Here is a 26896-nt window from a genome sequence, read left to right as displayed (position 1 = left end):
AAAATATATTATAATCATTACAACGAACCGTCACCATAACATATACTAGTAAAAGAGGTTTATTTTTCCTAGGGGAAATGGGGAATATAAAAATGAAGAAGCTGATTCCTTTTGGTTACTTTGCTTCGATTGTTTTAATTTTATCTGGTGTACTTTACTTTTTTGCTGCGAATTGGCCAGCATTTACACGTTTTGAAAAAGTAACTCTTGCAGTAGCTGCAATGCTTTTATTTTATTTGTTATCAGTCCTTTCCACTAAAATCCTTTCGCATCAACTATTTTTAGGGAAATGGCTATTGGTGGCAGGTGCAATTTCTTTTGGGTTATGTGTGGCATTGATTGGGCAAATTTACAATTCTCATGCAGACAGTTATGTACTTTTTCTTGTATGGCTCATACCTGTGTTATTACTTGCAATAAGCACCCGTTATGCACCTATGTCTATTTTGAGCTTTGTGCTCTTTCATCTAGCCTATTGGTTCTATATGAATCCCTCATCATACTTCATCGTTCGAACAAATTTTCAGGAGTGGCTCATATACCTTGTAATTGCAGTCATTAATCTCATCCTATTTTTACTTACTTTTACTCATTTTTTAGCAAATAGAGCAATCCGTTATATGTCCTACACAATGGCACATGTAATGTTAATCGTGATGAGTATTTTTGAGTTGTATGAACCCTATAGTGGTTGGACGAATGTATTATATCTTGGATTTGCTTCGATTTCTTATTTCTATTTGGTGACAAAGAAAATTGATAAGTATATTTCAATCATTTTATTCACAATGGTTAGTATGTACGTTTGTACGAAAATCATAGAAATTCCGTTTTTGTTCGGAGATGCAATCGGTTATCTTGGATTGCAAATAATAGGTTCAATAACTTCGATTGCCCTAATTATTGGTGGCGTTCTGCTCGCAAGACATTTATCATCAAAGCAAACAGAATCACCAATCGGTCAAACGATTAAAGGCATTTTAATTGTGATTGTTACACTTATAGGTTCATTCATGTTTTCCATTAGCTTCGGCGGAGTCCTTTTCCTGCTCTTTTCGAGTTATTATCCGACTGTCATTTTAAGTATATTATTTATTTGCGTAGGCTTATTTGTGAAAAAGCTTGGACCCTATGTTCGAAATACATTGTTGTTTATCGGCTTTTTCTCAGGTCTGCTTGAGGCATTTTTCCTATCGACGTCTATCACGATTTTCTTTTTAATCATATCGGTTATCGTTACCATCGTCATGAAGGATGGGATGATTCGATTTATAAGCTATACAACCGTCATTGGTTGTTTATTGAATCTTATCTTAGATGAATTGGGCCTATGGTTACATTTGGAGTTTGTATTTATAGGTTTTTCCCTACTGAACGCCATTATTTATTATGTTCGAAAAGAAGCTAACTTAAAAAGGATCAGTTCCTTCTTTGCCCTAGTCTTCTTCTTTGCCCTGACCTTTTTAGATAATCTAGTATGGCAGGAAATTTTATATAGTCTGGTGTTTTTCATCATTACAACAGCACTAGTCCTGTACTTCTCACGAAATGACGATGTGTTTATGTTCCGGAAGACGCTTATCTTTTGGATTGCGTTATTTATTTCAACTTATTATGATCTTGTTTGGTCACTTGTACACAAATCCCTTTCACTTCTGATTATCGGACTTCTCTTCTTTGTAATTACCCAACTTTTAGATCGAAAGTCGGGAGTTAGAGTGATTGACAATGAGAAATTCTTTACGAAGAAACAATGGAGTCTCATTGGACTCATACTTCTTCTCCAATTAGGACTCCTCGCATACCAAATTGGTACCAATGAAGCCCTTCTGAAAAATGGAAAAGAAATTACACTTGAATTGGCTCCTGTTGATCCACGTTCCATGCTTCAAGGGGATTATGTTGTCTTACGTTATGAAATTGCCGAAGTTGATGAACTAACAAATGTTCATTCCGGCAATCGGGTTTACATCTTAGCTAAAAAAGATCTGGATGGAGTTTATAAACGTGAAAAGATCCTTACCTCGATTGACCCTAAAAAATATTCACTTGCTGGGGATGAGGTTTTAATTGCTGGTAAGTACAATGGTTATGACGGAATCATCCTTGGAATAGAAAGCTATTTTGTAAAAGAAGGAACTGGTTTAGATCTTCAACGAGACGCCAAACATGCAAAAGTAAGAGTTGCGAAAAACGGAAATGCCCTGGTAGAAACCATCTATTAAGGAGGCCAAGCGGTCTCCTTTTTTTACGAAAAGCAATAAAAATCTAAATAGTCATGATATAATTTATTCGTACTATAAAGAGGGGAGAATCGGGAATGTTACATAAACTATATAATGCTTTAGATCAAAAATATGCTGAAATGGTTGATGTCCGCCGTTATTTACATCAACATCCAGAAGTTTCTTTTAAAGAATATAAGACTGCTGAATACATTGCAAATTACTATAAAAGCATTGGTGTAGATGTTCGCACAAATGTGGGCGGTAATGGAGTTGTTGCAAAAATCCACGGTGATAAGCCAGGTCCTACAGTTGCATTAAGGGCCGATTTTGATGCCCTTCCAATACAGGACGAAAAAGATGTCCCTTATAAATCTACAGTACCCGGTGTCATGCATGCTTGTGGTCATGATGGACATACCGCTACATTGCTGGTACTAGCGAAAGCACTTCATGAAATGAAGGGTCAACTTGCAGGATCTGTTGTCCTCATTCACCAGCATGCTGAGGAATTCGCTCCAGGTGGTGCAATTACGATGATTGAAGACGGCTGTCTCGAAGGAGTTGACGTCATTTTTGGAACACATTTATGGGCAACAACACCTACTGGCACAATTGAATACCGTGTGGGTCCTATTATGGCAGCAGCTGATCGATTTGAAATTAAGGTTCAGGGTTCTGGTGGACACGGGGCACATCCACATACAACAAAGGATGCCATCGTGATTGGATCTCAGCTTGTGATGAATTTACAGCAAATTGTGAGTAGACGAGTTGATCCAATTGAATCTGCAGTTGTAACTCTTGGCTCGTTCGTTGCAGAAAATCCATTTAATGTAATTGCAGATACGGCTAAGCTTGAAGGAACCGTACGAACATTTAGTGAAGATGTACGAACTCAAATTGAATTAGAAATTGAGCGAATTGTAAAAGGAACCTGTATTGCATCAGATACTTCTTACACATATGCTTTCCACCGAGGCTACCCTGCTGTTGTCAATCATAAAGAACAAACTGATTTTCTTGTGGAAGCAGCAGAGAATGTACCAGATGTTGTCGAAGTAAAAGAAACGGCACCTCAAATGGGGGGCGAGGATTTCGCTTATTATTTACAGCATGTTCCAGGAACCTTTTTCTTTACAGGTGCAATGCCAGTGAATGAAACAGCTGCATATCCACATCACCATCCTAAATTTGACATTGATGAAAAATCGATGCTTATTGCTGCTAAGACATTGGGTACGGCAACTTTAAAATACCTAGCAATTGAGACAGCAGAGGAAGCTACCGTATAAAAAAGAAATGCAGGGACAGCTGTTATACATTGTCCCTGCATTTTTTATTTTACTATTCGTAATCGATAACAATTTTTTGCGGTTTCACCTAAATGATCCAGAAGATTATAGTTTGCATAAGCACCTACGACAGCTCCGATACCCGGGAGTAGTTGAAGCATTTTTACGAAATCAATATAATCTCGATACTCTTGCTGGAATACTCGCCAATCCAGTTCCACCAGCCGATGCTTTTCTTCCTCCCAATTCTCGATTACTTGTAAGGTTCTCTTTTTATGCTCATCACTTGAGAAAGCAAGCTGAAACACTTGCAACAGAAATAGTCGTTCCTCATAGTTTTTTGTATCAAATCCATGAATCGCCGCCACTTCAAATAAGAACTTCATTTTTATCGTTAACAGCAATGGAAAATCAGCCAATGATAAAAGAAACCCTCCTGCTCCCGTGCCGGCTCCTTCTGCCGCAGCGGTACGACGATAAACTGTGAGTTTTTCTTCAATCAGCTTTTCTCTAACCTGTAATGTCATTCCTTGAGGATAATTTCCCTTCGTTGTATATTCCGAACCCACCAAGGTCGCCTGTACCATTTTTTTAATACTTTCTGTGATGACCGTATGCGCTTTTTCGGGTATCAGTCCATTCACTTTTGTTTGTGCTTTTTTCGATACACGTTGAAGCATATTTGACTTTTTAATCAGCTTTTTTCGCCATTGAAATAATTCCTCTTCTACTGTTAACAAATACGAATCGCTCATGCATCTCTACCCTTCTTTTCATTTAGTATTTCTACGTGTGAATAAAGAAAAGGTTTCATTTTTCATCCATACATTCGGTCTAACTTACGTACCTTCCCTTTCGTATACACAAATACAAATAGATATACAAATACCAGCCCTGCTACTAATAATATGATTGATGTCATAACTTTTGCCGACAGGAACAAGATTAAGGTAAATAAAACCGATTGGAAAACAAGTAGTTGAAATATCAGCTGTAAATAGGATGATAGCTTTGCCGCCTCACTTACTGGGTACAAACGAACCCAAATTTTCAGGTTATGATGTCTCCATAAGGTGATTAACTGGTAGCCAGTCAAATATAGAAATAAAAGCATGACAAAGGCTTTTCCATATTCGAATGGGACAAAATAAATAATCAATCCCCCAATAATCGTAAGCCTTATGTACATCCCTAAATAATCACTAGTCCGCAGGAAGGTTCGCGTATAAAGGTAACGAAACGTATTTTTCTTTGAGTAGGAAATAAACCCTGTAACCCAGTTGAGCCATGCCCTCTTTTTCACTTGCTCCTTCAGCTTCGGTACATCCGTGAACAAATTCGCGATCCGGTAGAAGGTTAGCATGCGCTTCGATTCTAACTCAATTAATGTATTCCATTTTAATCCCTTATTTTCAACTGCCTTATTGAAATAAAGGAGCAACCCGATCATGATGATAACTATGCTAGCAATATAAAGAATCGCTGCACCTGAAAATAATAAATACATGAGCACGATGTTTAATAAAAGCCGAATAGCTATGTCTATGTAATAAGTTGAGCTTTCCGTGTAATGCTGGGTAAACCAAGTCAGCAGAAGGTTCCATGCTTTGCACAACAACACAATCACAAAAATCGCTGCTAATGACGAAAAAGTTTTATCTGTAACCGCAAGATACAGTGGTGCTGCTACTGCAAACATAATCAACAATAAATAAATTTGTGAGACCAAACTGTACCAAAATGCTTTTTGAAAATAAGGCGTTAGCTTCTTTTCAACCGGTAATAGAAAAACAAGGTCAGGTTCTTTTACCAAGGTTTGAATACGACTATTGGTTAAAATGAATCCTAAAACAAGGGCAATAATAAGGGCATATGGAAAATCCTTTGGAACATCCTGTAACCAATAATTATAATAGTATGCTCCGCCCCCGCCTAAAAAGAGAAGAGCAATCAATAAATGGTCATTTAACATATAACGTAAATAACGACTTATTTCCTTAAAATGTTGAGTTTGACGCTTCCTCCATAATTCATTAATATCAATCATGTTCTTCTTCCTTTGTCAGGCTGATATAAATATCATCAAGTGTGGCGTTCTTCATCTTAAATTGCTGCCTAAGGTCCTCTAGGGTTCCAGAAGCCTTTACCTTTCCGTTATGCAGAATAATAAAAGAATCGCAATACCTTTCAGCGGTTGCCAAAATATGAGTTGACATTAAAATGCCTGCACCTTGATTTTTCATGTTGTTCAGCAATTCTAATAAGGATTGAATACCAAGAGGATCTAATCCAACAAATGGCTCATCAATAATGTAAAGGTCGGGTTCCACAAGAAAGGCACACATAATCATCACCTTTTGCTTCATTCCCTTTGAGAAATTGGAAGGAAAAAACTTCACCTTCTTATTCATTCGAAATTCTTTTAATAATGGTTGTACTCTTTCTTCAAACACTTTCTTATCTAACCCATAGGCCATAGCGGTTAATTCCAGATGTTCATAAAGGGTTAATTCATCATATAGAATCGGTGTTTCAGGAATAAAACTAAACATGGACCGGTATGCCTCCATGTCCTCTTGAATGGTTTTTCCATTGATTTGGATAGAACCTTTTTTCGGCTCCATTAGTCCAATAATATGTTTAATGGTCGTACTTTTCCCCGCACCGTTTAGTCCAATTAAACCGACAATCTCATTTTGTTTGACTTGGAAGGAAACATCCTTTAATACTGGATTTTGTGTGTATCCACCGGTTAGATTTTTTATCTCTAATAGTGCCATGTAAAGCTCCCTTCTAACTCTCTTTTATTTCTTATTATCATATCAAAATTTGCCATTTTAACATAGTTAAAAAGTTTGCATATCTTTATTTGAAACAGCCATACTAATTTTTGAAGAGGGCAAGAAAAAAGCCTTGATGTTAATCATCTACCTGGAATGAGGTGTTTGTTAAAGACAATATCCTTATTTTAGACGACAGCTTTTTAGACATGTTATAAGGGGATGGTTACTTTGGGAAATGTGAGAGATAGTGAGTTCGAAACAAATTACCACTGACAACAAAATATCATTATTTTGTAAATGAGGTGTTTGTTAAAGGCTACCTAGTCGAAATATAAGTCGTAAAAAAACTTATATACAAAAGACAAGGGGATGGTCCGCTTGAACCACGGAATTGACTCACACCACTAGATAAAGACTTTCATTCCTAAAAAAATGAGGTGTTTATCAAAGATACCGTAAACCTTTTAACTTAAGCCTTCTTCGAGAACAGGATGCATCCTTTGCGATTGCATCCTGTTTTTCATTGATCATAACTGAAAATTTTTACATCTTTGGAACCTATGATAAAATACTATATATTAAGTGAAATTTGAAAGGAATGGACATAAATGAGTGATTGTATTTTCTGTAAAATTATCAATGGTGAGATTCCTAGTGCCAAAGTATTCGAAAATGAACACGTCTATGCCTTCTTAGACATAAGTCAAGTTGCAAAAGGACATACGCTTGTTATCCCAAAGGTACATAAAGAAAACGTATTTGAACTAACACCAGAAATAGCCCAACACATCTTTGAAGCCGTACCATCCATTGCAAATGCAATCAAAAAAGAATTCAATCCTATCGGAATGAACCTTTTACAAAACAATGGTGAACAAGCTGGACAATCTGTCTTCCACTTCCACCTCCACCTCATTCCACGTTATGGAAAAGGCGATGGATTTGGCATTGTATGGAAGTCACATGAAAATCAATATACAGGCGAGGATTTACAAAATATCGCATCAACTATATCAAAAGCAATTCAAAATTAATCTTTACGGACAGGACTTCTAGGTCTTGTCTTTTTTTATAACTTGTAAACGTTATCTTTACTTTTTTCAAAAAAATTCACTCATTTTTCCACAAAATCGTGATAAGATAGCTTTATTCAACTAAAGCAACTAAACACTCAATAACAGGAGGTATCAACGATGCAACGAGCTTACAATTTTAATGCTGGTCCATCTGCACTGCCATTTGAAGTATTACAACGTGCACAAGCCGAGTTGCTCAATTTTAAAGGAACTGGCATGTCTGTAATGGAATTAAGCCATCGTAGCAAGGAATATGACGAAGTTCATCAACAAGCTATTTCTGATCTACGCACCTTATTACACATTCCAAATGATTACCAGGTGCTGTTTTTGCAAGGAGGAGCTAGCCTTCAATTCTCCATGATTCCAATGAATTTTTTAACACCAGGTAAGACAGCTGACTACATCTTAACAGGTTCTTGGTCTCAAAAAGCACTTGAGGAAGCAAATAAGCTGGGTAAGACAAATGTAATTGCATCAAGTAAAGAAGAAAAATACAACTATATCCCTGAAGTAAATGCAGACAACCATTCAGCTAACTCTGCATATGTTCACATTACTTCTAACAACACGATTTATGGAACACAATGGGAGAAATACCCAACATACACAGACGTGCCTTTAATTGCAGATATGTCTAGTGACATTTTATGTAGAGAAACCAATGTGGAACAATTTGGAATGATCTATGCGGGTGCTCAAAAAAACCTGGGGCCTTCTGGGGTAACGGTTGCAATTATTAAGGGTTCCCTATTAAAACAAAGCAATAGCAATCTACCAACCATGTTGGATTACAATACACATGTGAAGTCAAATTCTCTTTATAATACACCACCTACTTTTTCGATTTACATGCTATCACTTGTACTTGATTGGGTAAAGGAACAAGGGGGAGTGCCCACAGTCGAAGCAAAAAACAAGAAAAAAGCAGCACTCTTATATCAAACCATTGACGAATCTGATGGTTTCTACAAAGCTCACGCCAAGGAAGGTAGTCGTTCGATTATGAATGTGTCTTACACACTTCCAAGTGATGAACTTACGAAAAAGTTCTTAGCCCTAGCAAAGGAAAAAGGCTTTGTTGGGTTAAATGGACATCGCTCCATCGGTGGCTGCCGTGCTTCCATCTACAATGCGGTACCATATGAATCCGTTGAAGCACTTGCTTCGTTTATGAATGACTTTAAATCAGAAAATTAATCAAATACCCCTTGCGTATTTGCACCCAGATTTTTTAGGCCCACACGAGGTGGGTCACAAAGACGTTGCCACAGGATGTGGCGTTCTTAGTCTTTGAACTTAGGCGCGAAAAATTCCCTTTGAAAATCGCATGTCTCTGCCGAAGGCTATAACTTTATTCAGGAATAGACCCATTATTGAATAGTATACTTATGCAATCAACTCAAACTTTTTGAATAATGAGATTTTTGTCGAATAAAGTTATACAAAATAGTTAGATAGTCTGATATAATGAAAGATAAGATTTTCGCAATAGGCAATGAGTGCACTATTGGGGAATCCAAAAAAATATAGCTTAGAAAAGTTGAGGAGAGATGAGAAATGAATACAAAGGTTTTAGTACTATTATCATTATTAATTGGAATGGGCGCTGTTCTGCATGCGGTAATGCCACCGATTTACCTTGGAATGAAACCTGACTTATTGTTGGTCATGATGTTTTTAGGGATTATCCTATTTCCTGAAAAGAAATACGTATTGCTTGTTGCACTTGTAGCTGGTGTAATTTCAGCTTTGACAACTGGTTTCCCAGGTGGTCAAATTGCTAGCCCTTTCGACAAGGTCGTTTCAGCATTCGTATTCTATGGCATCTTCATTGCTGCAAGAAAGTATACCAAGTCAATAGTAATGATATGTGCGGTAACTGCTGTAGGAATTCTAGTTTCTGGAATTGTTTTCTTAAATGTTGCACTTATCGTCGCTGGTCTTCCTGGAACATTCATCGGATTGTTCCTAAGTGTAGTCCTTCCAACAACTGTAATGGGTATTATTGCAATGGCTATTATTTATCCAATTGCACAACAAATAATAAAACGTACAAATTTTACAGTAAGTGCATAATCAGATTTTTTATGGGGTGTCCAACTAGGTTGGGCACCCTTTTTCTGTTCCTAGAATAATCGAAATATGTTAATAGAATTACACAAAAGGCAAACGTCGATAGACTGTTATTTTCCCTGATAGAGCGGATTTATCGCCGCCAGGGTACCTCTCTCCTCCAAAAATCTATGAATTTTAGTGATATCTAGTTCATTTCCATCATATAGTAGAAGTAAAAAGTGGGACAAGGAGTGGATAGTGATGTTATCAGTACCTTGGTTTGTATATGTAGCATTATTTGGAGTGCTTTTTAGTGCGTATATGGTGATTCGAACAACTAGAGAGGAAAGAAAGATTGAAGACTCCTATATAGAGCAGGAAGGCCATGTTTACATCGAACGTATGAACGAGGAAAAAGAAAAACGAGCTAAACGAATAAATAAACCAGAAGCAATGTGAAAAATGTATATAAAAAGGACCGTTTCGTTCAAAAACGGTCCTTTTGCTATATTTGGACAACTACTTATTCTGCAGCAGCATCCGTGTTAAATAGATCTTTAAATTGTTTATCCTTCACCTTAACGTCAGCATCCTTAACTGCCTTGTCTAAAGCCGTTTGAAGGGTAGCTCCTGTTTGATCTGCTTGAAGGAGAGCTTTACGGATTTCGTCTTTCTTCTCTTTATCCATCTTATCAAAGTCTTCAACAGTTCCAGTTACCTTAATGATATGATAACCGTATTGTGACTCGATAATTTCACTAGTTTCGCCTTCTTTAAGTGCAAAAGCAGCTTCTTCGAATTCTGGAACCATTCGTCCTTTTTGGAACCAGCCTAGGTCACCACCATTTTGAGCACTGCCATCATCAGAGAATTCCTTAGCTACATCTTCAAACTTTTCGCCGCTATCAAGCTTGGCCTTTGCTTCTTCAATTTTCTTTTTAGCTTCTGCTTTTTGTTCTTCAGTTACTTCTTCAGTTGGATTAGCAGAAAATTTTGCTAAAATATGACTCGCTTTGATGACCTCGCCATTTTTCACTTCAACTTCTTCGATTGCCGCTTTTTCCTTAAGCATGTCCGACTTTAAAAGTTCACGTACAAAATCTTCGCCGTTTTGCTCAACGATTGCATCAAATTGAGCACCAAGAGCCGCTTGCATTTCATCATATTTTGCATCTATTTCTTTATCAGTAACTTCATATTTCTCAGATAGCACTTTTGTATAAACTAAATCTTTAAGGATTACAGCACCTGCTTGATCCTTCATTGCATTATATAATTCTTCTTTCGTTACGTTCCCTGCTTTTGTTTCGACAAGCACTGCTGAGTCATCAGCATTATTACATGCACTTAATCCAAAAATACCTACTGCCGCTGTAAGGGCAATTATTGATTTTTTCATTATACACACTCCCACTATATACGTTTTTTATGTACGGTTTGTCCAAGGCTACAAAAATTACTATAACATACTTTTAAAAAAGAAAGAAAACATTTTCTAAAAAGTTATCCAAAAAAATGGGACATTCGCACAGTCACATAGGCTTTTTGGGAATAGGATGTAGTGAACTGAATAAAGGCACTAGCCTTGAAAGGTTCAAAACTTTAGATAATTGTGAAAAAGAATTCCTAAAGGCAAGACAAATGCCTATTCGTTCACAAATGATTTCGCATAAAATGCCTTATAAAGAAAAATGGAGGTGATATTATGAGTCGTGGATACGCAGGTGGATTTGCGCTAATCGTAGTGTTATTCATCCTATTAATCATTGTTGGTGCTGCATGGTTCTAAACAATGCTTCGAAAGAAAAGCATAAAAGGTAAACATTAAAACATGTTTACCTCAAATGAAAAAGGATGACCTAAATCGGTCATCCTTTTTCTAATTCTTACGTAAACAAGACCTCTACATAAGATGAAATAAGTAAAATGGTAATTAAAATATTGATTGTTCGATATACTTTTGGCTGGCGGTCATCAGGAATTTCTTTTTGCTCACAAAGCCGGAAAGTCATTTGATTAATATAAAACAGAATAAAAGCAGCAAATGGAATATAAAATATGATCACTCCTAATCCCCCCATCTTCAAATACACCTGGCGTAAAAATCTTAATACACTTATTTTAGCACCCCTTGTAAAGAAAAGCTTATTTGTGAATTAAGATATCATAGCCGTCCTCTATTTCTTCGACCGTACAAGATTTTGGCGCCTTAATAAACTGTCCCAAATAGATTAAGTCGGGAACACATAAACCGAAATTGATTGCTGCAACAATTGAAAAATAATGAATATAGCCCGGAAATACAACACAAGCCCCAAGCAAAAATGCTGTAATGAATAAAAATGGTGTACCCATTACAAAAATAATAAACGGTTTAGAAAGCGAAAGCTTTGAACGCGTTGAAACAATTGGAATGATTCCATACATCCACTTAAACGTTACCGATAGCTTCTTACCCGTAATCCAGAATGGTAAAACATGCAAGGTCGCATGTATTGGATAAATCAATAATAAAGCTAATAAAAAATATATTGCTCCATCTTCTTTAAGTCGGGTAGAAGAATACATGAGTGTCATTGGCAAATAAAAAAGAATAAATGCAATGAGCATTGATATCATGGATATCAAAATAATACGATGGAATCCATAATCCTTTGAAAGATTAATGGTTTTCCAACAAGTCATACTAAATCACCATCCGCAATCATAAGAAGTAAAATAAGTAGAAATCAATATCCAAATTAAATGTCTAATTTAAGATTCTCTAAACTTACTAAATTACTTTACTGTGTTTCTAAAAAAAATGCAATAGGTATCCAAAAGAACGATAAAATACATGATTTTTCGACTTTTTTCGTGTTTTTTGGGTAAATTAAATATGAGATTGAGGTGATGTTTGATCTTAAACAGGAGTGTTGATCATGGAGTCCATTGAAGAACGTATAGCACGACTTGAGTATTATCAGTCTTTAATCCTGCCTCTTTTAGATGATAAGTTACCCCCATTTTATAGGTTAATCATGGATGCTGGTTTAACACAGACAGATGTTGAAGCATTGTTAAATGCATGTGAACAATTGAGCATAGATTATAAAAAACAAAAAGCGGAGGGATTCATTGGCTTCACACCGCTTTTAACTCAATTTGTAGGGATGCTTCATCCCCGGTTAGACCCAGAAGCAACCATTGATGTCTTGGCAAAGGAAAGAAAATTTGCTCCTTTAATGCACGAACTTAAAGGGATTATTGATGCAATCAAATAATCGTTATTTACATTTCTAATTTTTCCTCAACTCGTTTGTAAAGCTTGCCATCTACCTCGATAAAGTCATCCTCGAAATTTTTAAAAGACTTTTCGAAGATTTCCATATAATCATCTCCGTATATATTGCGGACAATACTCATTACTTCAACAATTTCCGGAAACTTGCCATAAAGTTTTTTAAGTGGAATTGCCCCTTCTAATACTCCATTTTTAGTAGGATTATAGGCTTCAACAATTTTTAAAAATATTTCTTCTCCTTCTGGAGTTAACTCGATATACGTATTCCTCTTATCATTTTCCTTTTTTGAAAATTGTAGTAATCCACGTTCCTCTAACTTTTTAGAAAAGTTAAATGCAGTCGAAACATGCATAACTCCAAACTTAGCAATCTCTGAAATAGAAGCACCTTTCAAATGATACGCAATCCAAATAATATGATGTTCATTAATATTCAAGTCATAAGGCTTGATCCATTGCTGCCAGTCCTTTTCAATAGACTTCCATAATGCCTTACTAAGCTGTGCAATTCTCTGACTAAAAAGGAGCGCTTCTTTGATGGAGGCCATTTTTTCTTCATGTTTCATAGATTCACCCACTTTTCTATTTTCTCTTATTACTATTATGCCAATAAAATAAAAATTAATAAAGATGTAAATTTACAAAATTTTTAAATTAGGTGAAAAAATTTTGATTTCACTGGGTTGTAACCGCTTTTTCCAGTTTTTCTAAAGCGCTTTCTATTTCTGAAAGCTCTTTTTGTATATTTTTTTGATTCCCTTCTATTTCTTTTTTCCATTGATTGAACGAAGTCTTCAACTCACCAGAAACTTCACTTATCGTACTTACCGCTTGTTTAGTTGTTTTAGAAATCTGGTCAGTTAGTGACTTCCCTTCTAAAACTACGTGCGACAAGTTTTGAGTCATATATTTTTGATTATTTTTCAAGGATCTTCTAAATTCTTTACCAGAAGTGGGCGTACTTAAAAGCACGGACACACCACCGATTACACTGCCAATTAACAATCCATAAAATAGAGATTTAGTTGATGTCATCGTAATCACTCCTCATTGAAACCATTATTTACAGAATTCTACAAAATCTGAAAAAATCCTTTTTTATTTCTTATTTTTAACAAATTACAGATCCTTTAATAACTCGCTTTGCTGGATATACCAACGATCAATGATACTATCTCGAACCAAAATGAAAACAACTTGTTTTCGTTCCTTTTCTTGATTATCTCGGTAAATTTCAACCTCTGTAGGGATTTCCATACTTAAAAGTCCTTTTAAGTCACTCAATGGTAAGTAAGACATATTTGTTATTGAAAATATAGTAATTTGATTCAATTTCTTGTACAGCTTTTTACTTTTTGAAGTTGGGAGTAGTGTTTGCTCAATAATTTTCCGGTCTGTTTGATTAATTCCTGTAGCGAATATTTCAATAAGATGATACGGGTCAGCGTTGCTTATGTATTCATCTAGCTTTCCACCCGCCTTAAGCAGCATGAGCTTATGAGCGATATCAGGCTCGTTTGAACGGTGTGTGGTACTCCCTAGGAAATGAACACAAAAATGACCAGGAAAACCGTTTTTTAATGCACCTGCCCCATGTGGCATCCCATGCATAGAAGCTGCAATCATTTGGTCACCATACTTCACAATAATCGCTCTTCGTTTCCAGCTCCATTTCCCATTATAGATTTTTTTCATGATTTTCGTATCCTCAATCGTAAGTGGTTGAACATCGGCATGCCTGCTTCCTGCCCTTCTTTGCACACGAAATTGAAGCCCTGTCTCAACATCAATGATTGTAAAAAAGGATTTTCGAGGAAGTATTTCATTCACCATATCCCATGGTACCATTTCTACTTTAAAGCTTAATGGGCTGTCCTTTTCATCATATTCAGAAGTTGCAACGACTGTATGAATTTGGGTTGAATAGAAAAAAAGAAAAAAGAAAAGAATCACTTTTACCATCTTTTACGTACCTCTTTTTTTTACATAGCTTTCCATGAAATACAAAATTCTATTAAAAAAACTCGACTCTTTGGCATTTGAGTCGAGTTTTTCACTGTTTATTTATGAAAGGTTGGCTTATAAAAGCTACGATTATCTAATGCAAAAACGCGATCTGAGAATTCGCCTGGTTTTACTCGTTCTAAGGCACGATCTAACATATTCATTTTTGCATCGAGATTATCAATATAATGTAGAATCTCCGCCTCTTTAATCATAGGAGGCTTAGGGCTTCCCCATTCAGCCTTTCCATGGTGACTGAGAATGATATGCTGAAGTACGGTCACTTCTTCTCCTTCAATACCGAGTTCTTTTGCTGCCTGTCCAATTTCATTGACCATGATAGAAATATGCCCTAATAAATTTCCTTCAATTGTATAGGTTGTTGAAATTGGGCCGGACAACTCAGTTACTTTACCTAAATCATGTAGGATGATACCACTGTATAATAAATCGGTATCAAGTGATGGATACAAGCTTGCAATTGATTTTGCCAAATCAAGCATGGAAACAACATGATAGGCTAAACCTGACACAAATTCATGGTGATTCTTAGTTGCGGCAGGATATTCATAAAATGCAGCCTGATGTTTTTTTAATAGATGTCTTGTGATTCTTTGGATATTAGAATTCTTCATTTCAAAAATATATTGTGTAATTTTTGAAGCCATTTCATCCTGTGGTACGGGTGCTACCTCAAGAAAATCTGAAATTGTAACACCATCTAAATCTGTTGCAGGGCGGATGTTTCGGATTTTTAGCTGATTTCGACCACGATAGCTATTAATTTCCCCTGCAAGTCTTACTATTTTTTGTGCTGCATAATGCACTTCATCTTCAGGAGTTGCGTCCCAAAGCTTTGCTTCAATTTCTCCGCTTTTATCCTGAAATATTAACGTTAGGAAAGGTTTTCCGTTACTCGCAATCCCTTTTGTCGATGATTTAATAAATAAAAATACGTCAACCTGCTGCCCCACATCATAATGAACAATGCCCTTTACCATATATTCTCCCCCTGCTTTTTTATCTAAAGTTCATTCTTCCAATAGCATTTAGCATTCTATTTTCTAACAAAATTATAGCATATTTTTTTGGTTTTCCTTGATTTCTTCAGTATCTAATTTGATAGAATCGACTCCTCCAAATCCTTCCAAAACATGTTGATGACATGTAAATAAAAGGATTTGATTGTCCTGTGACAGCTCTTTGATAAGCGAGATTGCACTAGTTAAACGATAAGAATCAAAATTAACAAAACTATCATCAATTATAAAAGGATACGATTGGTTTGGATGCATCGTATTTGCTAGTGAAAATCGAAGCGCAATATATAATTGCTCTGAGGTTGCTTGGCTAAGTTCACCTGGTTTAAAACGAAGTCCATTTATATCCTCAACAATAAATCCATCGATATCTTGATCTAAATAGATTTTCTTATATTTTTGATCTGTTAATATCGAAAAATAACGCTCAGCCTTTTCAATCACCTTTGGAAGCCGTAGTTTTCGATACTGGTCAACTGTTTTAGACAGAATATCCTTCGCAACGGCAAGTGCTGCCCATTTCTTCGCATGATCCTTAACTAAGGATTTACTTGCCTCATAAGAATGAAGAATATCCGCATAGGTTCCACCTTCTTCAAGTTCCTGGACACGATGATGGATAGCAGACAACTGACGCTGCTTCTCCTTTTCAAGTTCATTAAGCTGAGTGATGTCAGCTGATAATCCTTCAATTCGATTTTCATAATCTGTTTCAACACTGCAGTTGTTCACAAGGTCTCCATACCGTTCTAACTGAGATTTTAGAAGATTCATTCGTTCTTTCACTTGTTTAGACTTAACATTCGCTTGTCCCTTTGCTCGGAACTCTTCTTCGTTTGAAACTTCAGCCATGTTCCACAAAACATGACATTCCTTTTGAAGGTGGTCCATTTCCAACGTTAGTTCTTCTAGCTGGTCAGTTGTATCTTTTAATTTTGCTTCATTCTGTAAAAGTTGGTCATATTTCCGTTTTTCTTTCTGTAATTGGCTTGCCAATTCATCTATCTTGATAACATCTTGATTTGGTATCTTTAACTGCTTTCCAACGAAATCTATTTTTTCTTTGAAACTAGAAATTTCTTTTTGCAGTTCATTTCGTTGTTCCAAAAGCTTACGTTTCCTTAAGGCCTGATCTCGAATTGCTTCAAGAATTTGAAAAGCATCCAACAAGCGCTCATTCGATATATGCTGTGGAAGCCCGTATGTTTTCTTGATGTTTGCCACTCTTTCTTCAATTGAAAAACCCGCTTTCTCCCATTCTTCAAATCCAACAAGCACCTTATCATATGCACGTTCATGTTGATGGAGAGAAGCATTTTCAATTTGAATTTCCTGTCTAACCTGCTGGTCACGAAGAAGTCTTGTTGTAATTTCTTCATCATCTGAAAGATTTTGGCTTTTAAGCTTTTCTTTGATGGCATCGAGCTTTTTCAGAAGACTTTCTTTGTCAATCTTAAGCTCATGAATAATGGAAGAAGACATCTGTGACGTGACCCTTTTTCCTATTGGTAGCATGAGAAGAGCTAAAATGGTTAAGATTCCACCTGTTATCCATTCTTGTGAGATATAAAAATAGACGGATGAGAGAAGCAATGCTAAACCAATGCCATTGAACACACGGGCTAACTTAGTCTTATTCTCCGTTTCTTTTGCTGTCGCTCTTTCGATTTGGTGAGTAATTCTATCGATTTCATCTTCAATTAAGGCCTTTTCTTTCTCTATGCTTTCTTTTGCAGTATATTGACTTTTCTTCTTTTCAAGGGTTGTTCTCTCCTCAGTAGAAAGGATTTGCTGCTTGAGTTCCTTGAGCTTTTGTTCACTGTTTTCTAGTACATCCTTGGCTCTAGTGAAATTTTCGTCTAAAAATTGTTTCTGCTGTTTATGACGGGCTGTATCAGAAACAATTTCTGAAAATAAATCTTTTGCAGCTATACTGAGATCGAGTTCCTGAACTTTTTCTTCTGAGATAGATAGATTGATTCTGTTTTTTAGTAGCCGTGTTTCTTCTTCAAGCTGTTGAAGCTCTTTCGTGACTAGCTGAAGTCTGTTCTGTTTTTCAACAAACAGGCTTCTATTTTCGACCAATTCTACAATTGGCTGTTCATTCTCAAGTAGTTGCGGGGATACTTGGATTGAACTTTTTTCCTTATCTAATTCTAGCAATTTTGTTTGTAATGTTTTGAGTTGTGCTTCATATGGTTTTATCAGTGCCTGAAGTTGTTCGAAACGCTTCAATCCATCTTCTGGGTAGGGCTCATATACGGGTAAACCTGTCAATTGATATTCCAGAGTTTGATATTCTGCTACGATGGGCTGAATCGATTGTAGTTTTTCTGACTCCTGAATTTGTCCCTTAAGGAATTGTTTACTAGCTTCTAGATTTTTTAGTTCACTTTCAATCTTATGCCGTTCTTCAAGCAATCCCTCGTATTCATTGTTTTTTTCCTGCCACTTCGAAATTTTTGCATGTTCCTCTTTAAGCCGATTCAGTTCCATATTAAGGGGAGGATTCTTACCTTTAGGTTTATATAAATGATCCATGTCCTTTGTTAATTTGTTCTGTAATTCAAGCAAGGCATCTGTTCCAACAGTTCCAGCAGAAAATAAAAATCTTCCTATATCCTCACTCTTTAAGTTATGTACTCCTTGAAGCCCATGGATATTGAAGGAATAGATATTTTGGTAAAGGGTTTTATCCATTCCTTGGAACAGTTCAGAAATAAAGTCCTCTCCCTTAACCGTTCCATCCGGTAAATAGACGGTTACATCTCCTGCAGCTTTCCCTGGAAGTCTTTCAATCATAACCGTTCCATGTTCATCTGTTTCGATTATTAGCTTTCCACCGTATTTAGTTCCCATTTTCGGAATATAGCGTTGATCAGTCTGTTGTTTGGTTGGGAATCCAAATAGAATGCTATGGATAAAAGACATAAGAGTAGATTTGCCAGCTTCATTTTGGCCATAAAAGACTTGAAGATTAGGTGATAGATTTCCAAGTTCTACATTTTCCAGTTTTCCATATCCATAAATCTGAATGCCTATGATTCTCATATCATCACCTCAATCTGAATGATACAGTTCCCGAAGGATCATGTTTTCCGCATCTTTTAGAATTTCCTCTAGTTCTTCGTTTGTAAAAGTGTCGATATATCTGCGAAAACTTTGGTGGTTCCGTAAAGGAAGGAGTGCCTGATTAAAATCTTGATAGGACTCTATGTTTTCTACTAAATCTCCGATAAAATGAGAGTCTTGCCTCATTTTATCTCGATTGAATTCCAATTGTGTTTTTTGTTTTATTTCCACAACATAAACAAAATCCTTTGTTGTTATGTCATCATTTAAAAGCGACAGTAAATCTTCTTGCATTCCTTTTTCCTGAAGTTGATTATGGAGTGGGCCCACTCCTGTGTATTCAATCGTTAAAAATACACCTTGATTTTCTTTATGAAAATCCTCTAAGCAGGAAAGTGTTAAATCTACAAGTTGATCAAAACTTGCAATCGCTGAAATATCGATGGCTGTATTTTCCCAAATGAGGTCAGATGCAGGGAGAAATGAATAGTCTGCGCCCTTCTTCGAAAGCTCTACAAGATAACCGCCTTTTTCACCGATTTCTTTTTTATGTCTTCCTTGAATATTGCCGGGATAGATAATCGGTGGATCCTCAGAAAGAATCTCCCTTGTGTGAATATGTCCAAGAGCCCAGTAATCAAATCCTTTCCGCTGGAGATCTGACAGTAAGAATGGCGCATATCGGCTATGAGCACTTTCTCCTTCCCTGCTTCCATGTAACATTCCAATATGAAATGGTGCATTTTCTTTTTTCTCGTAGGATGAGGTTTTGTTTTCTAGAACGGCTTTCTTTGTATAGCTAAAGCCGTGAATGTTTGCAAGTGTTTCCCCATTTTTGATAAAGGGTTTGATTTCGACATTTTCATTTTGAAACACATGAACATTGCTTGGCCATTCAAAATGTGGCCAACTTCCTCCCAGATGGTCATGATTTCCGTGGATAATGAAGGCTTCAATTTCATGATCCTTTAGGCGTTCCATTTCTTTTCGAAATCGGGACTGTGCACGAAGGCTTCGATCTTCTCCGTCAAATAAATCACCAGCAATCAAAACAAAATCTACCTTTTCCCCTATCGCCATATCGATTAATCTCGTTAAGGATGTAAATGTACTTTCTTGAACACGTTTAAATAATTCTGAAGGTAGATTAGCTAGCCCTGAAAATGGGCTGTCCAAATGCAAATCCGCGATATGTAAAAAAGTAATCGAATTCATCTTAGGCGCCCCCTTTGCTCTGTTACATATATTCTATCACCTCCAGGATACGAATGCACGTTCTTATTTTATGCATTTTATGTGCGATTTTTCATACCAAAAAACCGAAGGAAAATATTCCTCCGGTTCCAAATGATAGGGTTCCTTATTTATCATTTTTTGTTAGCTGTAGTGCTTTTTTAATGTCCTTGAAGGAGGATGATTTGCCGTACATGAGAACTCCCCCACGGTAAACTCTTGCACCGAAAATCGCTAATAAAGTAATGGTTAGTACAAGTATTCCGATTGATAAGGCGATTTCCCATGCTGGTAGTGTTAGCATTCCAACACGAAGGAACATAATCATAGGAGCAAAAAACGGAATAAATGATGTAATGGTAATCACGGATGATTCTGGTTTTGTTAGACCAAACATGGCAATCATAAATGCAGCTACAATTAATAAGGTCATCGGGGTAATCATTTGTTGAACATCTTCAATACGACTCACCAATGATCCTAGGAAGGCTGCAAGTGTTGCAAATAGGAAGTAACCTAATATAAAGAAGATTCCAGCATAAACAAATGTTGAAATCGGCAGGTCGCCAAAGCCGAACACTTCAAAAAAGCCACCTTCCATACCACTCATACTTTGTTTTAAGGAAGCATACCCGACTCCTAAGATGACCGCAAATTGGGTTAAGCTTAGAAGTGCAATACCAAGAATCTTCCCGAACATTTGCTTAATCGGGGACACACTTGAAATGAGTATTTCCATTACTCGAGATGATTTTTCAGTCGCAACCTCCATTGCGATCATATTTGCATACATGATCACGGCAAAGTAGATGACAAATAAAAGGACATATACTAAACCACGTGCCTGATTAAGTTCTTCCTCAGATTTTGCATTTTCTTCAAGTGCTTGTTTCTCAAAATGAACAGGTGCATATAGTTCATTAATCTGCTCAGACGATAATCCCGCTTTTGTTGTAGCAATCGTTACCTTCAATTGTTGAAGAGCTTGTTCCAATTGCCCAGTAATTTCTGAATCCGTAATCGAAGGTGCTTTATATAGCCCTTGTGGAAGTCCCTCAGGCGTCTCTGTCAAAAGGAGATATCCTGTAATTTCTTCAGCTTTAACCCGTTCTTTCGCTTTTTCTTCAGTTCCAGCCATTTTTTCGAGGACAATCTCACTAGACATTGTCATTGCAGATAATGTCTGCTCATAAGCCTGAAAAAGACCATCTGACTCCGTTAGAACAGCAATATGATTTGTTTCATCTTCATCAAATTTTTCGATGATGGTTTGAATGTTTGCTAAACCCACAATAATGAGTGCGGTTATTAGTGTCGTAATAATAAATGATTTTGTCTTTAATTTACTGACATATGTGTGAAAGAGAATAATCCAAAATTTACTCATAGGAAGCACCTACCTTTTCAATAAAGATATCGTTTAAGGAAGGTTCTTCTAAAACAAACTTTCGAACAAAACCTTTTCCAGCAATTGAATCAAGGATTTTTTGTGAAATCTCTTCACTTTCAACCTGTAAATGAAGTCCCTCCGCTGTTTCCTTTGCCTTTGTAACACCGGCTAATGTTTTTAAATGGGTAATATCAAAATCAGCATGAACAATGACGTTCTTCTTTCCAAACGAGCGCTTGATGTCCTTTAATGTTCCATGCACAACCGGTTTACCATGGTGCATGATGCATAGGTGCTCACATAATTCCTCCACATGCTCCATACGGTGGCTTGAAAATACAATTGAGGTTCCTGCATTTTTCAAATCCACAACTGCTTCTTTCAAAAGCTCAACATTCACTGGGTCAAGCCCACTGAATGGCTCATCAAGAATTAGAAGCTTTGGTTTATGAATGACAGAAGCGATAAACTGGATTTTTTGCTGGTTTCCTTTTGATAATTCCTCAACCTTTTTTGTTGCATATTCAGGAACCTTAAATCGCTCTAGCCAGTAATCTATTTGTTTTAAAATATCTTGTTTCTGCATCCCGCGTAGTCTTGCTAAATAGACAAGCTGGTCACGTACCTTCATTTTCGGATATAGACCTCTTTCCTCTGGCAGATATCCGATCATATGGCTTGTATCATAATTAATTTTTTTCCCATCCCAACTAATTTTTCCTTCACTGACATCTAATAATCCTAAAATCATTCGGAATGTTGTTGTTTTTCCAGCTCCATTTGCACCTAAAAATCCAAACATTTCACTCTCTGGAATTTCGATTGATAAGTTGTCAACAGCCGTGAAGCTACCGAATCGTTTTGTTACATTTTCAAGTTGTAATGCCATCAGTATTCCTCCTTTTCCAGTAGTTTCTACGATTAAGTTATAAAAAAGTTTCACCGAATAATGATACCACACTGTTCACCTGATTAATTGTTGCGAGAAGATTAGCAATCTACTACACTTTAAGTATCAGAATTTTCACTTTTGGGAAGGGGTATCTGGCATGAATTATGTATTAACTGTATTTGATAAAACGGGGGAAAAACTTCTAGAGGAATCATTTGAAGCAGCTACTGAAAAAGAAGCGAAGGAACGTGGAGAAAAGATCCTAAAAGAAAAAAACTATCTAGAAACAACCCACCGCTGCACAAGCTCCGCTGGAAAATTAGTGTTGTTTCATCGATAGGTGATTACTCTTATTGGAGTGCACTAAAAAAAGCCCCGCCATATTTCAGCGGGACTTTCCTTATTATTCACCGGTAAATATCGGTTTTCGTTTTTCTAAAAAGGCTTGAATGCCCTCACGGTGGTCTTTTGTATTTCGCATGGCTTGCTGACCTTGTTTTTCCAATTCTAAAATTTTCTCTAGTTCTGGTAAATGCATTTGATTGTAAATGGATTTGGTTTGAAGCATTGCAAGCACGGGTTTCTTTTTCCACTTTTTGAGCTTGTGAATAACAGCCGTTTGCAGTTCTTCTTCTGCAACCTCGTCAATTAACCCCAAGTGCAACGCTTCCCCTGGTGACAATTGCTTTCCTTCCCAAATCAAATGCTTAGCTTTTGCTTCTCCAAGTCTTTTTTCAAGGAAGAAATGTGCTCCTCCATCTGGAATCAGACCAATACGGATGAAATTCATGGCAATAGTTGATAGTCGATCTGCAATAATATAGTCAGCAGCTAGTGCCAGGCTTAATCCAAGTCCTGCAGCTGGTCCATGAATTGCACTGATTACTAGTTTCGGCAACAGATAGAGCGTTTTCGTTATTTCAGAGATAAGTTCCATTACCGGTTCAAATTCACTATCATCTATTGAGCTCAGCATTGTTTTAATGTCACCACCTGCTGAAAAACCAGTTCCGCTTCCTGCCAATACGAGGATATCCACTTGATCATTGGCAGCTACCTCTTTTAAACTATGTAAAATTTGATTTAACATTTCAACATCCATTGCATTTAGTGACTTAGGGCGATTAAGAGTAAGATACGCTACTCGATCATCCATATAAAGTAACACTTTTTCTACTTGTTCAATTGCCATTATTAAGCCCCCTTAAGTGGTGTTACTAATATTATACAATTATATTAATATAAAAGAAACCGTTTTCAAAAATAATACCATCCAAAGTTTTCGGATGGTATTTAAAGGTTTACTGTTATAATCAGGTGTGAGACTCTTTTCGGAAATTGCAGGTTAGTTATCTCTTGATTTTACCAATTGTTGGACTCTTTACAGGGTTTACAAGCTAACATTCCCCTAGATTTTTCCAACCGAAAGCCTCTTTACAGGGTTTCCTAGCTAATATTCTCCTGATTATTTCCAACCTTAAGTCTCTTTACAGAGTTCACTGGCTTACATTCTCCTAAGTTTCTCCAACTCGAAGCCTCTTTACAGGGTTCACAAGCTAACATTCTCCTATCCTTTTCCAAACGAGAGCCTCTTTACAGGGTTCGCCAGCTAGCTTTCTCCTATTTTTATCCAAAAAGGAGCCTCTTTCTTATCAATGTTCCGAGTCTCTACTTCCTATTTATCTCCAACCACGTACCTCATTTCGGCATTTACAATTCCTAACCAATTGAGACGATGCATGTTTATTTTACCTGTGATATATGGTCTTTCAATTGCTCGCGCAGTGCTCTCTTCAAAAACTTTCCTACCGAAGTTTTTGGAATTTCATCCATGAAGATGATATCATCTGGTAGCCACCATTTTGCAAATTGTGGCTTTAGAAACTCAATCAACTCTTCTTTTGTGATTTGCCCTTTTGCAGCATCCTTTAACACAACACATGCCACTGGTCGTTCCTGCCATCTTTCATGGGGAACTGCAATCACAGCGGCTTCAAAAACGGCTTCATGGGCCATGAGTGCATTTTCGATATCAACAGAGGAAATCCATTCCCCACCGCTTTTGATTAAATCCTTTGTTCGGTCGACAATCTTCACAACCCCTTCTTCATCTACGGTGACAACATCCCCAGTATGGAGCCATCCATCACGGAACGCTTCATTGGTCCGCTCATCCTTGTAATACTTATCTGCAATCCAATTACCTCTTAACAAAAGTTCCCCCATTTCTTTTCCGTCATTGGCCACCTCCCCGTTTGCACCAATAACCTTCATTTCTACTAGCGGTACGAGTGCCCCTTGTTTCGAGCGTATTTCTAATTTTTCCTCATCAGTAAGATCATTTTGGTAGCTTTTTAAACGAGACAATACTACAAGTGGTGTGGTTTCTGTCATCCCATATGCATGAATAAACGGAATTTTATATTTTGATTCAAAAGCCTTAATTAGTCCTTTTGGAGCAGCGGACCCACCACATAAAATACGAGTTAAACTACTTGTATCATAATTGCCTTGCTCTAATTCGTTAAGAAGTCCGAGCCAGATTGTTGGTACTCCTGCAGTCACAGTAACTTTCTCAGCATCAATTAATTCAGCAAGTACCTTTGGGGTAAAATATGGCCCCGGCATAACGAGGGTTGTTCCAAACCATACTGCTGCAAACGGTAATCCCCAGGCATTCACATGGAACATCGGAACAACCGGCATTGCAATGTCGCTTTCAGATAATCCTGTGTTATCAGCAAGCCCAAGTGCCATACTATGCAACACAATGCCACGGTTCGAATAAACGACCCCTTTTGGATTTCCTGTTGTTGCAGATGTATAACACATTCCTACCGGATCGTTTTCATCCAGATCTTTTTTAAATTCAAATGTAGGATTTCCTTCACTTACCATTTTTTCATAATGATAAAGAGGTTCTAAATTTGATTCAGGCAATTCATCCTTATCTGTCATGAGGACATAGGCTTCAACCGATGGTAATTGGTTCTTCACTTTTTCCAACAATGGCAGCAGGTCTTCATCAAAGATCAGTACCTTATCCTCAGCATGGTTGATAATATAGGTAATATGCGCTGGTGAAAGGCGAATATTAATGGTATGCAGTACGGCTCCAATTCCAGGTATCGCAAAATAAGCTTCGAGATGGCGATGATGATTCCATGCTAAGGTTCCAACACGATCTCCCTTCTTCACGCCTATTTTTTCGAGCGCACTTGAAAGTCTTCTTGTTCGCTCACCAATCTCTCTATAAGTATGGGTTACTACTCCTGTCGAAGTTCTCGACACAACCGTTTTCTTAGGAAAAAACTTTTCTGCGCGCTCGAGCATTGAAGAAACAAGTAATGGTACATTCATCATAATGATTCCCCCACTCCACTATTTTTTAAAAAATCATAGCCCCATGTTTTTCACAATAATTGATTTCATAATTTCATTTGTTCCAGCGTAAATAGCGGACACTGGAATATCACGATACCTTCTAGCAATCTCGTATTCCTCCATATATCCATAGCCACCATGGAGATGCATACATTCAGCTGCTACCTTTTTTGCCATATCAGTTAACCACCATTTCGCCATTGAAACCTTTGTCACCACATCCTTTCCTGAAATATGTTGTTCAATTAAATCATCCAAAAACGTTCTGCCAATCTCAATTTCGGTCGCCAGTTCAGCAAGTCTAAATTGAATATGTTGGAATTTACTTATCGATTTTCCAAAGGCCTCGCGATCTTTTACATATTTTAAAGTTAGCTTTAACATTGTTTCTGCTGCGATTTGAGCAGAAATGGCGACAATTAGCCGTTCCTGCTGAAGCTGTTGCATTAAATAATAAAAGCCTTTTCCTTCTATTCCAATGAGGTTTTCAGCCGGAACTTTGGCATCTTCAAAAATAAGTTCAGACGTATCCTGGGCATGAAGCCCTACTTTATCAAGCTTCCTTCCTCTTGAAAATCCGGGGGTATCTCTTTCAATTGCTAGTAAACTAATTCCTTTATGTTTTTCTTTCGGATCTGTTTTACACACAACAATAACCAAATCAGCATGAATGCCATTTGTGATAAATGTCTTCTGACCATTAACAATATAATGGTCTCCTTCTTTTATAGCCGTTGTTTTAATCCCAGCTAAATCAGATCCAGCACCTGGTTCTGTCATCGCAATCGCTGTTATGATTTCACCTGAGATACATGGTGGGAGCCATTTTTGTTTTTGTTCTTCTGTTCCATATTCGTTCAAATATGGAACCACGATATCGCTATGAAGGCCGATTCCAATCATGCTTGCCCCCACCCGTTCAAGCTCTTCATTTATGACGACTGAATAGGCAAAATCAGCGTTAAATCCCCCGTATTTTTCATCGACCCATGGACAAAGGAAGCCGTTCTCTCCCATTTTTGTCCAAAAAGAACGTGGTATCATCCTATCTTTTTCCCAATCGTTATAAAAAGGGTAAGCTTCTTTTTCAAGGAACTTCCGAAAGGCATCCCGGAAAATCTGATGCTCATCTTGCAAATAACGTGCAGTCATTGTTATCCC

The 26896-nt window shown here is 37.0% G+C and carries 26 protein-coding genes; 9 read left to right on the top strand and 17 right to left on the bottom strand.

The genetic code is table 11. The features are described 5' to 3' along the window. The first annotated feature begins 92 nt into the window (after positions 1 to 92). Positions 93 to 2225 carry a GDYXXLXY domain-containing protein gene (locus V7138_RS14060; protein WP_335398367.1) on the top strand — a complete coding sequence of 711 codons (2133 nt, stop codon included), beginning with the start codon at positions 93 to 95 and terminating at the stop codon, positions 2223 to 2225. A gap of 95 nt (positions 2226 to 2320) precedes the next feature. Continuing rightward, positions 2321 to 3520 (top strand): M20 family metallopeptidase, encoded by a 1200-nt coding sequence (locus tag V7138_RS14055; protein WP_335398366.1) that lies wholly within the window; start codon positions 2321 to 2323, stop codon positions 3518 to 3520. 44 nt (positions 3521 to 3564) lie between these two features. Here the strand turns inward: V7138_RS14055 and V7138_RS14050 are convergent, their stop codons facing one another. From V7138_RS14050 to V7138_RS14040, 3 genes are all read right to left on the bottom strand, one after another. Then, positions 3565 to 4275 (bottom strand): EcsC family protein, encoded by a 711-nt coding sequence (locus tag V7138_RS14050; RefSeq protein ID WP_335398364.1) that lies wholly within the window; start codon positions 4273 to 4275, stop codon positions 3565 to 3567. Positions 4276 to 4337: 62 nt separating this feature from the next. After that, complete coding sequence (locus V7138_RS14045) at positions 4338 to 5567, bottom strand: ABC transporter permease (RefSeq protein WP_335398362.1); 1230 nt, start codon at positions 5565 to 5567, stop codon at positions 4338 to 4340. Beyond that, a complete protein-coding gene (locus tag V7138_RS14040) occupies positions 5560 to 6300 on the bottom strand; it encodes an ABC transporter ATP-binding protein (protein ID WP_335398360.1) in 741 nt (246 codons plus the stop codon). Before V7138_RS14040 ends, V7138_RS14045 begins: the two co-directional genes overlap by 8 nt. Before the next feature lie 611 nt (positions 6301 to 6911). Here V7138_RS14040 and V7138_RS14035 point away from each other — a divergent pair. The 4 genes from V7138_RS14035 (at position 6912) to V7138_RS14020 (ending at position 9896) form a co-directional block, all read left to right on the top strand. Then, positions 6912 to 7337: an HIT family protein gene (locus V7138_RS14035; RefSeq protein ID WP_335398359.1), complete on the top strand. Its 426-nt coding sequence runs from the start codon at positions 6912 to 6914 to the stop codon at positions 7335 to 7337. A 159-nt stretch (positions 7338 to 7496) separates the two neighbouring features. Continuing rightward, positions 7497 to 8579 carry a 3-phosphoserine/phosphohydroxythreonine transaminase gene (gene serC, locus V7138_RS14030; RefSeq protein WP_335398357.1) on the top strand — a complete coding sequence of 361 codons (1083 nt, stop codon included), beginning with the start codon at positions 7497 to 7499 and terminating at the stop codon, positions 8577 to 8579. Between the two features lie 360 nt (positions 8580 to 8939). Continuing rightward, the gene (locus V7138_RS14025) at positions 8940 to 9458 is read left to right on the top strand and encodes a tryptophan transporter (protein WP_335398355.1); all 519 of its coding nucleotides are present in this window, start codon (positions 8940 to 8942) and stop codon (positions 9456 to 9458) included. A gap of 240 nt (positions 9459 to 9698) precedes the next feature. Further along, positions 9699 to 9896, top strand: coding sequence for a sporulation YhaL family protein (locus V7138_RS14020; RefSeq protein WP_335398353.1), 198 nt, complete (start codon positions 9699 to 9701; stop codon positions 9894 to 9896). Positions 9897 to 9960: 64 nt separating this feature from the next. Here the strand turns inward: V7138_RS14020 and V7138_RS14015 are convergent, their stop codons facing one another. Next, positions 9961 to 10836 (bottom strand): peptidylprolyl isomerase, encoded by an 876-nt coding sequence (locus V7138_RS14015; protein WP_335398351.1) that lies wholly within the window; start codon positions 10834 to 10836, stop codon positions 9961 to 9963. 306 nt (positions 10837 to 11142) lie between these two features. On the opposite strand from V7138_RS14015, the gene V7138_RS14010 reads away from it, so the two are divergent. Next, a complete protein-coding gene (locus V7138_RS14010) occupies positions 11143 to 11226 on the top strand; it encodes a YjcZ family sporulation protein (protein ID WP_335398510.1) in 84 nt (27 codons plus the stop codon). A gap of 97 nt (positions 11227 to 11323) precedes the next feature. On the opposite strand, the gene V7138_RS14005 is transcribed toward V7138_RS14010, so the two are convergent. Together V7138_RS14005 and V7138_RS14000 are read right to left on the bottom strand one after the other, a co-directional pair. Beyond that, positions 11324 to 11518, bottom strand: a complete 195-nt coding sequence (locus V7138_RS14005) for a hypothetical protein (protein ID WP_438824359.1) — start codon at positions 11516 to 11518, stop codon at positions 11324 to 11326. Between the two features lie 64 nt (positions 11519 to 11582). Beyond that, positions 11583 to 12122 (bottom strand): DUF3267 domain-containing protein, encoded by a 540-nt coding sequence (locus tag V7138_RS14000; protein WP_335398348.1) that lies wholly within the window; start codon positions 12120 to 12122, stop codon positions 11583 to 11585. Between the two features lie 236 nt (positions 12123 to 12358). Between V7138_RS14000 and V7138_RS13995 the strand changes: the two genes are divergently transcribed. Further along, positions 12359 to 12700 (top strand): DUF1878 family protein, encoded by a 342-nt coding sequence (locus tag V7138_RS13995; RefSeq protein WP_335398346.1) that lies wholly within the window; start codon positions 12359 to 12361, stop codon positions 12698 to 12700. A gap of 7 nt (positions 12701 to 12707) precedes the next feature. Here the strand turns inward: V7138_RS13995 and V7138_RS13990 are convergent, their stop codons facing one another. The 8 genes from V7138_RS13990 to V7138_RS13955 all read right to left on the bottom strand — a co-directional run bounded on the left by V7138_RS13990 (position 12708) and on the right by V7138_RS13955 (position 22348). Further along, entirely contained in the window at positions 12708 to 13286 is a 579-nt protein-coding gene (locus V7138_RS13990) for an HTH-type transcriptional regulator Hpr (RefSeq protein WP_335398343.1), read from the bottom strand. A gap of 109 nt (positions 13287 to 13395) precedes the next feature. Further along, entirely contained in the window at positions 13396 to 13755 is a 360-nt protein-coding gene (locus V7138_RS13985; RefSeq protein ID WP_335398342.1) for a YtxH domain-containing protein, read from the bottom strand. A gap of 84 nt (positions 13756 to 13839) precedes the next feature. Next, the gene (locus V7138_RS13980) at positions 13840 to 14682 is read right to left on the bottom strand and encodes a hypothetical protein (protein ID WP_335398340.1); all 843 of its coding nucleotides are present in this window, start codon (positions 14680 to 14682) and stop codon (positions 13840 to 13842) included. Between the two features lie 98 nt (positions 14683 to 14780). Then, positions 14781 to 15725, bottom strand: a complete 945-nt coding sequence (gene yhaM / locus V7138_RS13975) for a 3'-5' exoribonuclease YhaM (RefSeq protein ID WP_335398337.1) — start codon at positions 15723 to 15725, stop codon at positions 14781 to 14783. A gap of 72 nt (positions 15726 to 15797) precedes the next feature. Next, on the bottom strand, positions 15798 to 18815 hold the full coding sequence (locus V7138_RS13970; protein ID WP_335398335.1) for an AAA family ATPase: 3018 nt from the start codon (positions 18813 to 18815) through the stop codon (positions 15798 to 15800). Positions 18816 to 18824: 9 nt separating this feature from the next. Continuing rightward, positions 18825 to 20051, bottom strand: coding sequence for a metallophosphoesterase family protein (locus V7138_RS13965; protein WP_335398333.1), 1227 nt, complete (start codon positions 20049 to 20051; stop codon positions 18825 to 18827). Positions 20052 to 20196: 145 nt separating this feature from the next. Next, complete coding sequence (locus tag V7138_RS13960; RefSeq protein ID WP_335398332.1) at positions 20197 to 21456, bottom strand: ABC transporter permease; 1260 nt, start codon at positions 21454 to 21456, stop codon at positions 20197 to 20199. Beyond that, complete coding sequence (locus tag V7138_RS13955) at positions 21449 to 22348, bottom strand: ABC transporter ATP-binding protein (protein WP_335398330.1); 900 nt, start codon at positions 22346 to 22348, stop codon at positions 21449 to 21451. The genes V7138_RS13960 and V7138_RS13955 overlap by 8 nt, the downstream gene beginning before the upstream one ends. A 160-nt stretch (positions 22349 to 22508) precedes the next feature. Here V7138_RS13955 and V7138_RS13950 point away from each other — a divergent pair, with 160 nt between their 5' ends. Next, on the top strand, positions 22509 to 22691 hold the full coding sequence (locus tag V7138_RS13950; RefSeq protein WP_335398329.1) for a YhzD family protein: 183 nt from the start codon (positions 22509 to 22511) through the stop codon (positions 22689 to 22691). 63 nt (positions 22692 to 22754) lie between these two features. On the opposite strand, the gene V7138_RS13945 is transcribed toward V7138_RS13950, so the two are convergent. From V7138_RS13945 to V7138_RS13935, 3 genes are all read right to left on the bottom strand, one after another. After that, positions 22755 to 23543, bottom strand: a complete 789-nt coding sequence (locus tag V7138_RS13945) for an enoyl-CoA hydratase (protein WP_335398327.1) — start codon at positions 23541 to 23543, stop codon at positions 22755 to 22757. Positions 23544 to 24094: 551 nt separating this feature from the next. Next, the gene (locus tag V7138_RS13940) at positions 24095 to 25714 is read right to left on the bottom strand and encodes a long-chain fatty acid--CoA ligase (protein WP_335398325.1); all 1620 of its coding nucleotides are present in this window, start codon (positions 25712 to 25714) and stop codon (positions 24095 to 24097) included. Positions 25715 to 25747: 33 nt separating this feature from the next. Then, on the bottom strand, positions 25748 to 26887 hold the full coding sequence (locus V7138_RS13935) for an acyl-CoA dehydrogenase family protein (RefSeq protein ID WP_335398323.1): 1140 nt from the start codon (positions 26885 to 26887) through the stop codon (positions 25748 to 25750). Positions 26888 to 26896 lie beyond the last annotated feature (9 nt).

The organism is Bacillus sp. JJ1533 (assembly GCF_036965045.1).
In the GTDB taxonomy this organism is placed as follows: Bacteria; Bacillota; Bacilli; order Bacillales; family Bacillaceae_L; genus Ferdinandcohnia.
The sequence above is the reverse complement of the archived record's forward strand: the minus strand, read 5'-3'. Positions and strand labels throughout refer to the sequence as shown.

Bases quoted from the DNA above. Each gene is read 5' to 3' on its own strand.
- V7138_RS14060 (WP_335398367.1), top strand. From the start codon at position 93: ATGAAGAAGCTGATTCCTTTTGGTTACTTTGCTTCGATTGTTTTAATT.
- V7138_RS14055 (WP_335398366.1), top strand. From the start codon at position 2,321: ATGTTACATAAACTATATAATGCTTTAGATCAAAAATATGCTGAAATG.
- V7138_RS14050 (WP_335398364.1), bottom strand. From the start codon at position 4,275: ATGAGCGATTCGTATTTGTTAACAGTAGAAGAGGAATTATTTCAATGG.
- V7138_RS14045 (WP_335398362.1), bottom strand. From the start codon at position 5,567: ATGATTGATATTAATGAATTATGGAGGAAGCGTCAAACTCAACATTTT.
- V7138_RS14040 (WP_335398360.1), bottom strand. From the start codon at position 6,300: ATGGCACTATTAGAGATAAAAAATCTAACCGGTGGATACACACAAAAT.
- V7138_RS14035 (WP_335398359.1), top strand. From the start codon at position 6,912: ATGAGTGATTGTATTTTCTGTAAAATTATCAATGGTGAGATTCCTAGT.
- serC (WP_335398357.1), top strand. From the start codon at position 7,497: ATGCAACGAGCTTACAATTTTAATGCTGGTCCATCTGCACTGCCATTT.
- V7138_RS14025 (WP_335398355.1), top strand. From the start codon at position 8,940: ATGAATACAAAGGTTTTAGTACTATTATCATTATTAATTGGAATGGGC.
- V7138_RS14020 (WP_335398353.1), top strand. From the start codon at position 9,699: ATGTTATCAGTACCTTGGTTTGTATATGTAGCATTATTTGGAGTGCTT.
- V7138_RS14015 (WP_335398351.1), bottom strand. From the start codon at position 10,836: ATGAAAAAATCAATAATTGCCCTTACAGCGGCAGTAGGTATTTTTGGA.
- V7138_RS14010 (WP_335398510.1), top strand. From the start codon at position 11,143: ATGAGTCGTGGATACGCAGGTGGATTTGCGCTAATCGTAGTGTTATTC.
- V7138_RS14005 (WP_438824359.1), bottom strand. From the start codon at position 11,518: ATGGGGGGATTAGGAGTGATCATATTTTATATTCCATTTGCTGCTTTT.
- V7138_RS14000 (WP_335398348.1), bottom strand. From the start codon at position 12,122: ATGACTTGTTGGAAAACCATTAATCTTTCAAAGGATTATGGATTCCAT.
- V7138_RS13995 (WP_335398346.1), top strand. From the start codon at position 12,359: ATGGAGTCCATTGAAGAACGTATAGCACGACTTGAGTATTATCAGTCT.
- V7138_RS13990 (WP_335398343.1), bottom strand. From the start codon at position 13,286: ATGAAACATGAAGAAAAAATGGCCTCCATCAAAGAAGCGCTCCTTTTT.
- V7138_RS13985 (WP_335398342.1), bottom strand. From the start codon at position 13,755: ATGACATCAACTAAATCTCTATTTTATGGATTGTTAATTGGCAGTGTA.
- V7138_RS13980 (WP_335398340.1), bottom strand. From the start codon at position 14,682: ATGGTAAAAGTGATTCTTTTCTTTTTTCTTTTTTTCTATTCAACCCAA.
- yhaM (WP_335398337.1), bottom strand. From the start codon at position 15,725: ATGGTAAAGGGCATTGTTCATTATGATGTGGGGCAGCAGGTTGACGTA.
- V7138_RS13970 (WP_335398335.1), bottom strand. From the start codon at position 18,815: ATGAGAATCATAGGCATTCAGATTTATGGATATGGAAAACTGGAAAAT.
- V7138_RS13965 (WP_335398333.1), bottom strand. From the start codon at position 20,051: ATGAATTCGATTACTTTTTTACATATCGCGGATTTGCATTTGGACAGC.
- V7138_RS13960 (WP_335398332.1), bottom strand. From the start codon at position 21,456: ATGAGTAAATTTTGGATTATTCTCTTTCACACATATGTCAGTAAATTA.
- V7138_RS13955 (WP_335398330.1), bottom strand. From the start codon at position 22,348: ATGGCATTACAACTTGAAAATGTAACAAAACGATTCGGTAGCTTCACG.
- V7138_RS13950 (WP_335398329.1), top strand. From the start codon at position 22,509: ATGAATTATGTATTAACTGTATTTGATAAAACGGGGGAAAAACTTCTA.
- V7138_RS13945 (WP_335398327.1), bottom strand. From the start codon at position 23,543: ATGGCAATTGAACAAGTAGAAAAAGTGTTACTTTATATGGATGATCGA.
- V7138_RS13940 (WP_335398325.1), bottom strand. From the start codon at position 25,714: ATGATGAATGTACCATTACTTGTTTCTTCAATGCTCGAGCGCGCAGAA.
- V7138_RS13935 (WP_335398323.1), bottom strand. From the start codon at position 26,887: ATGACTGCACGTTATTTGCAAGATGAGCATCAGATTTTCCGGGATGCC.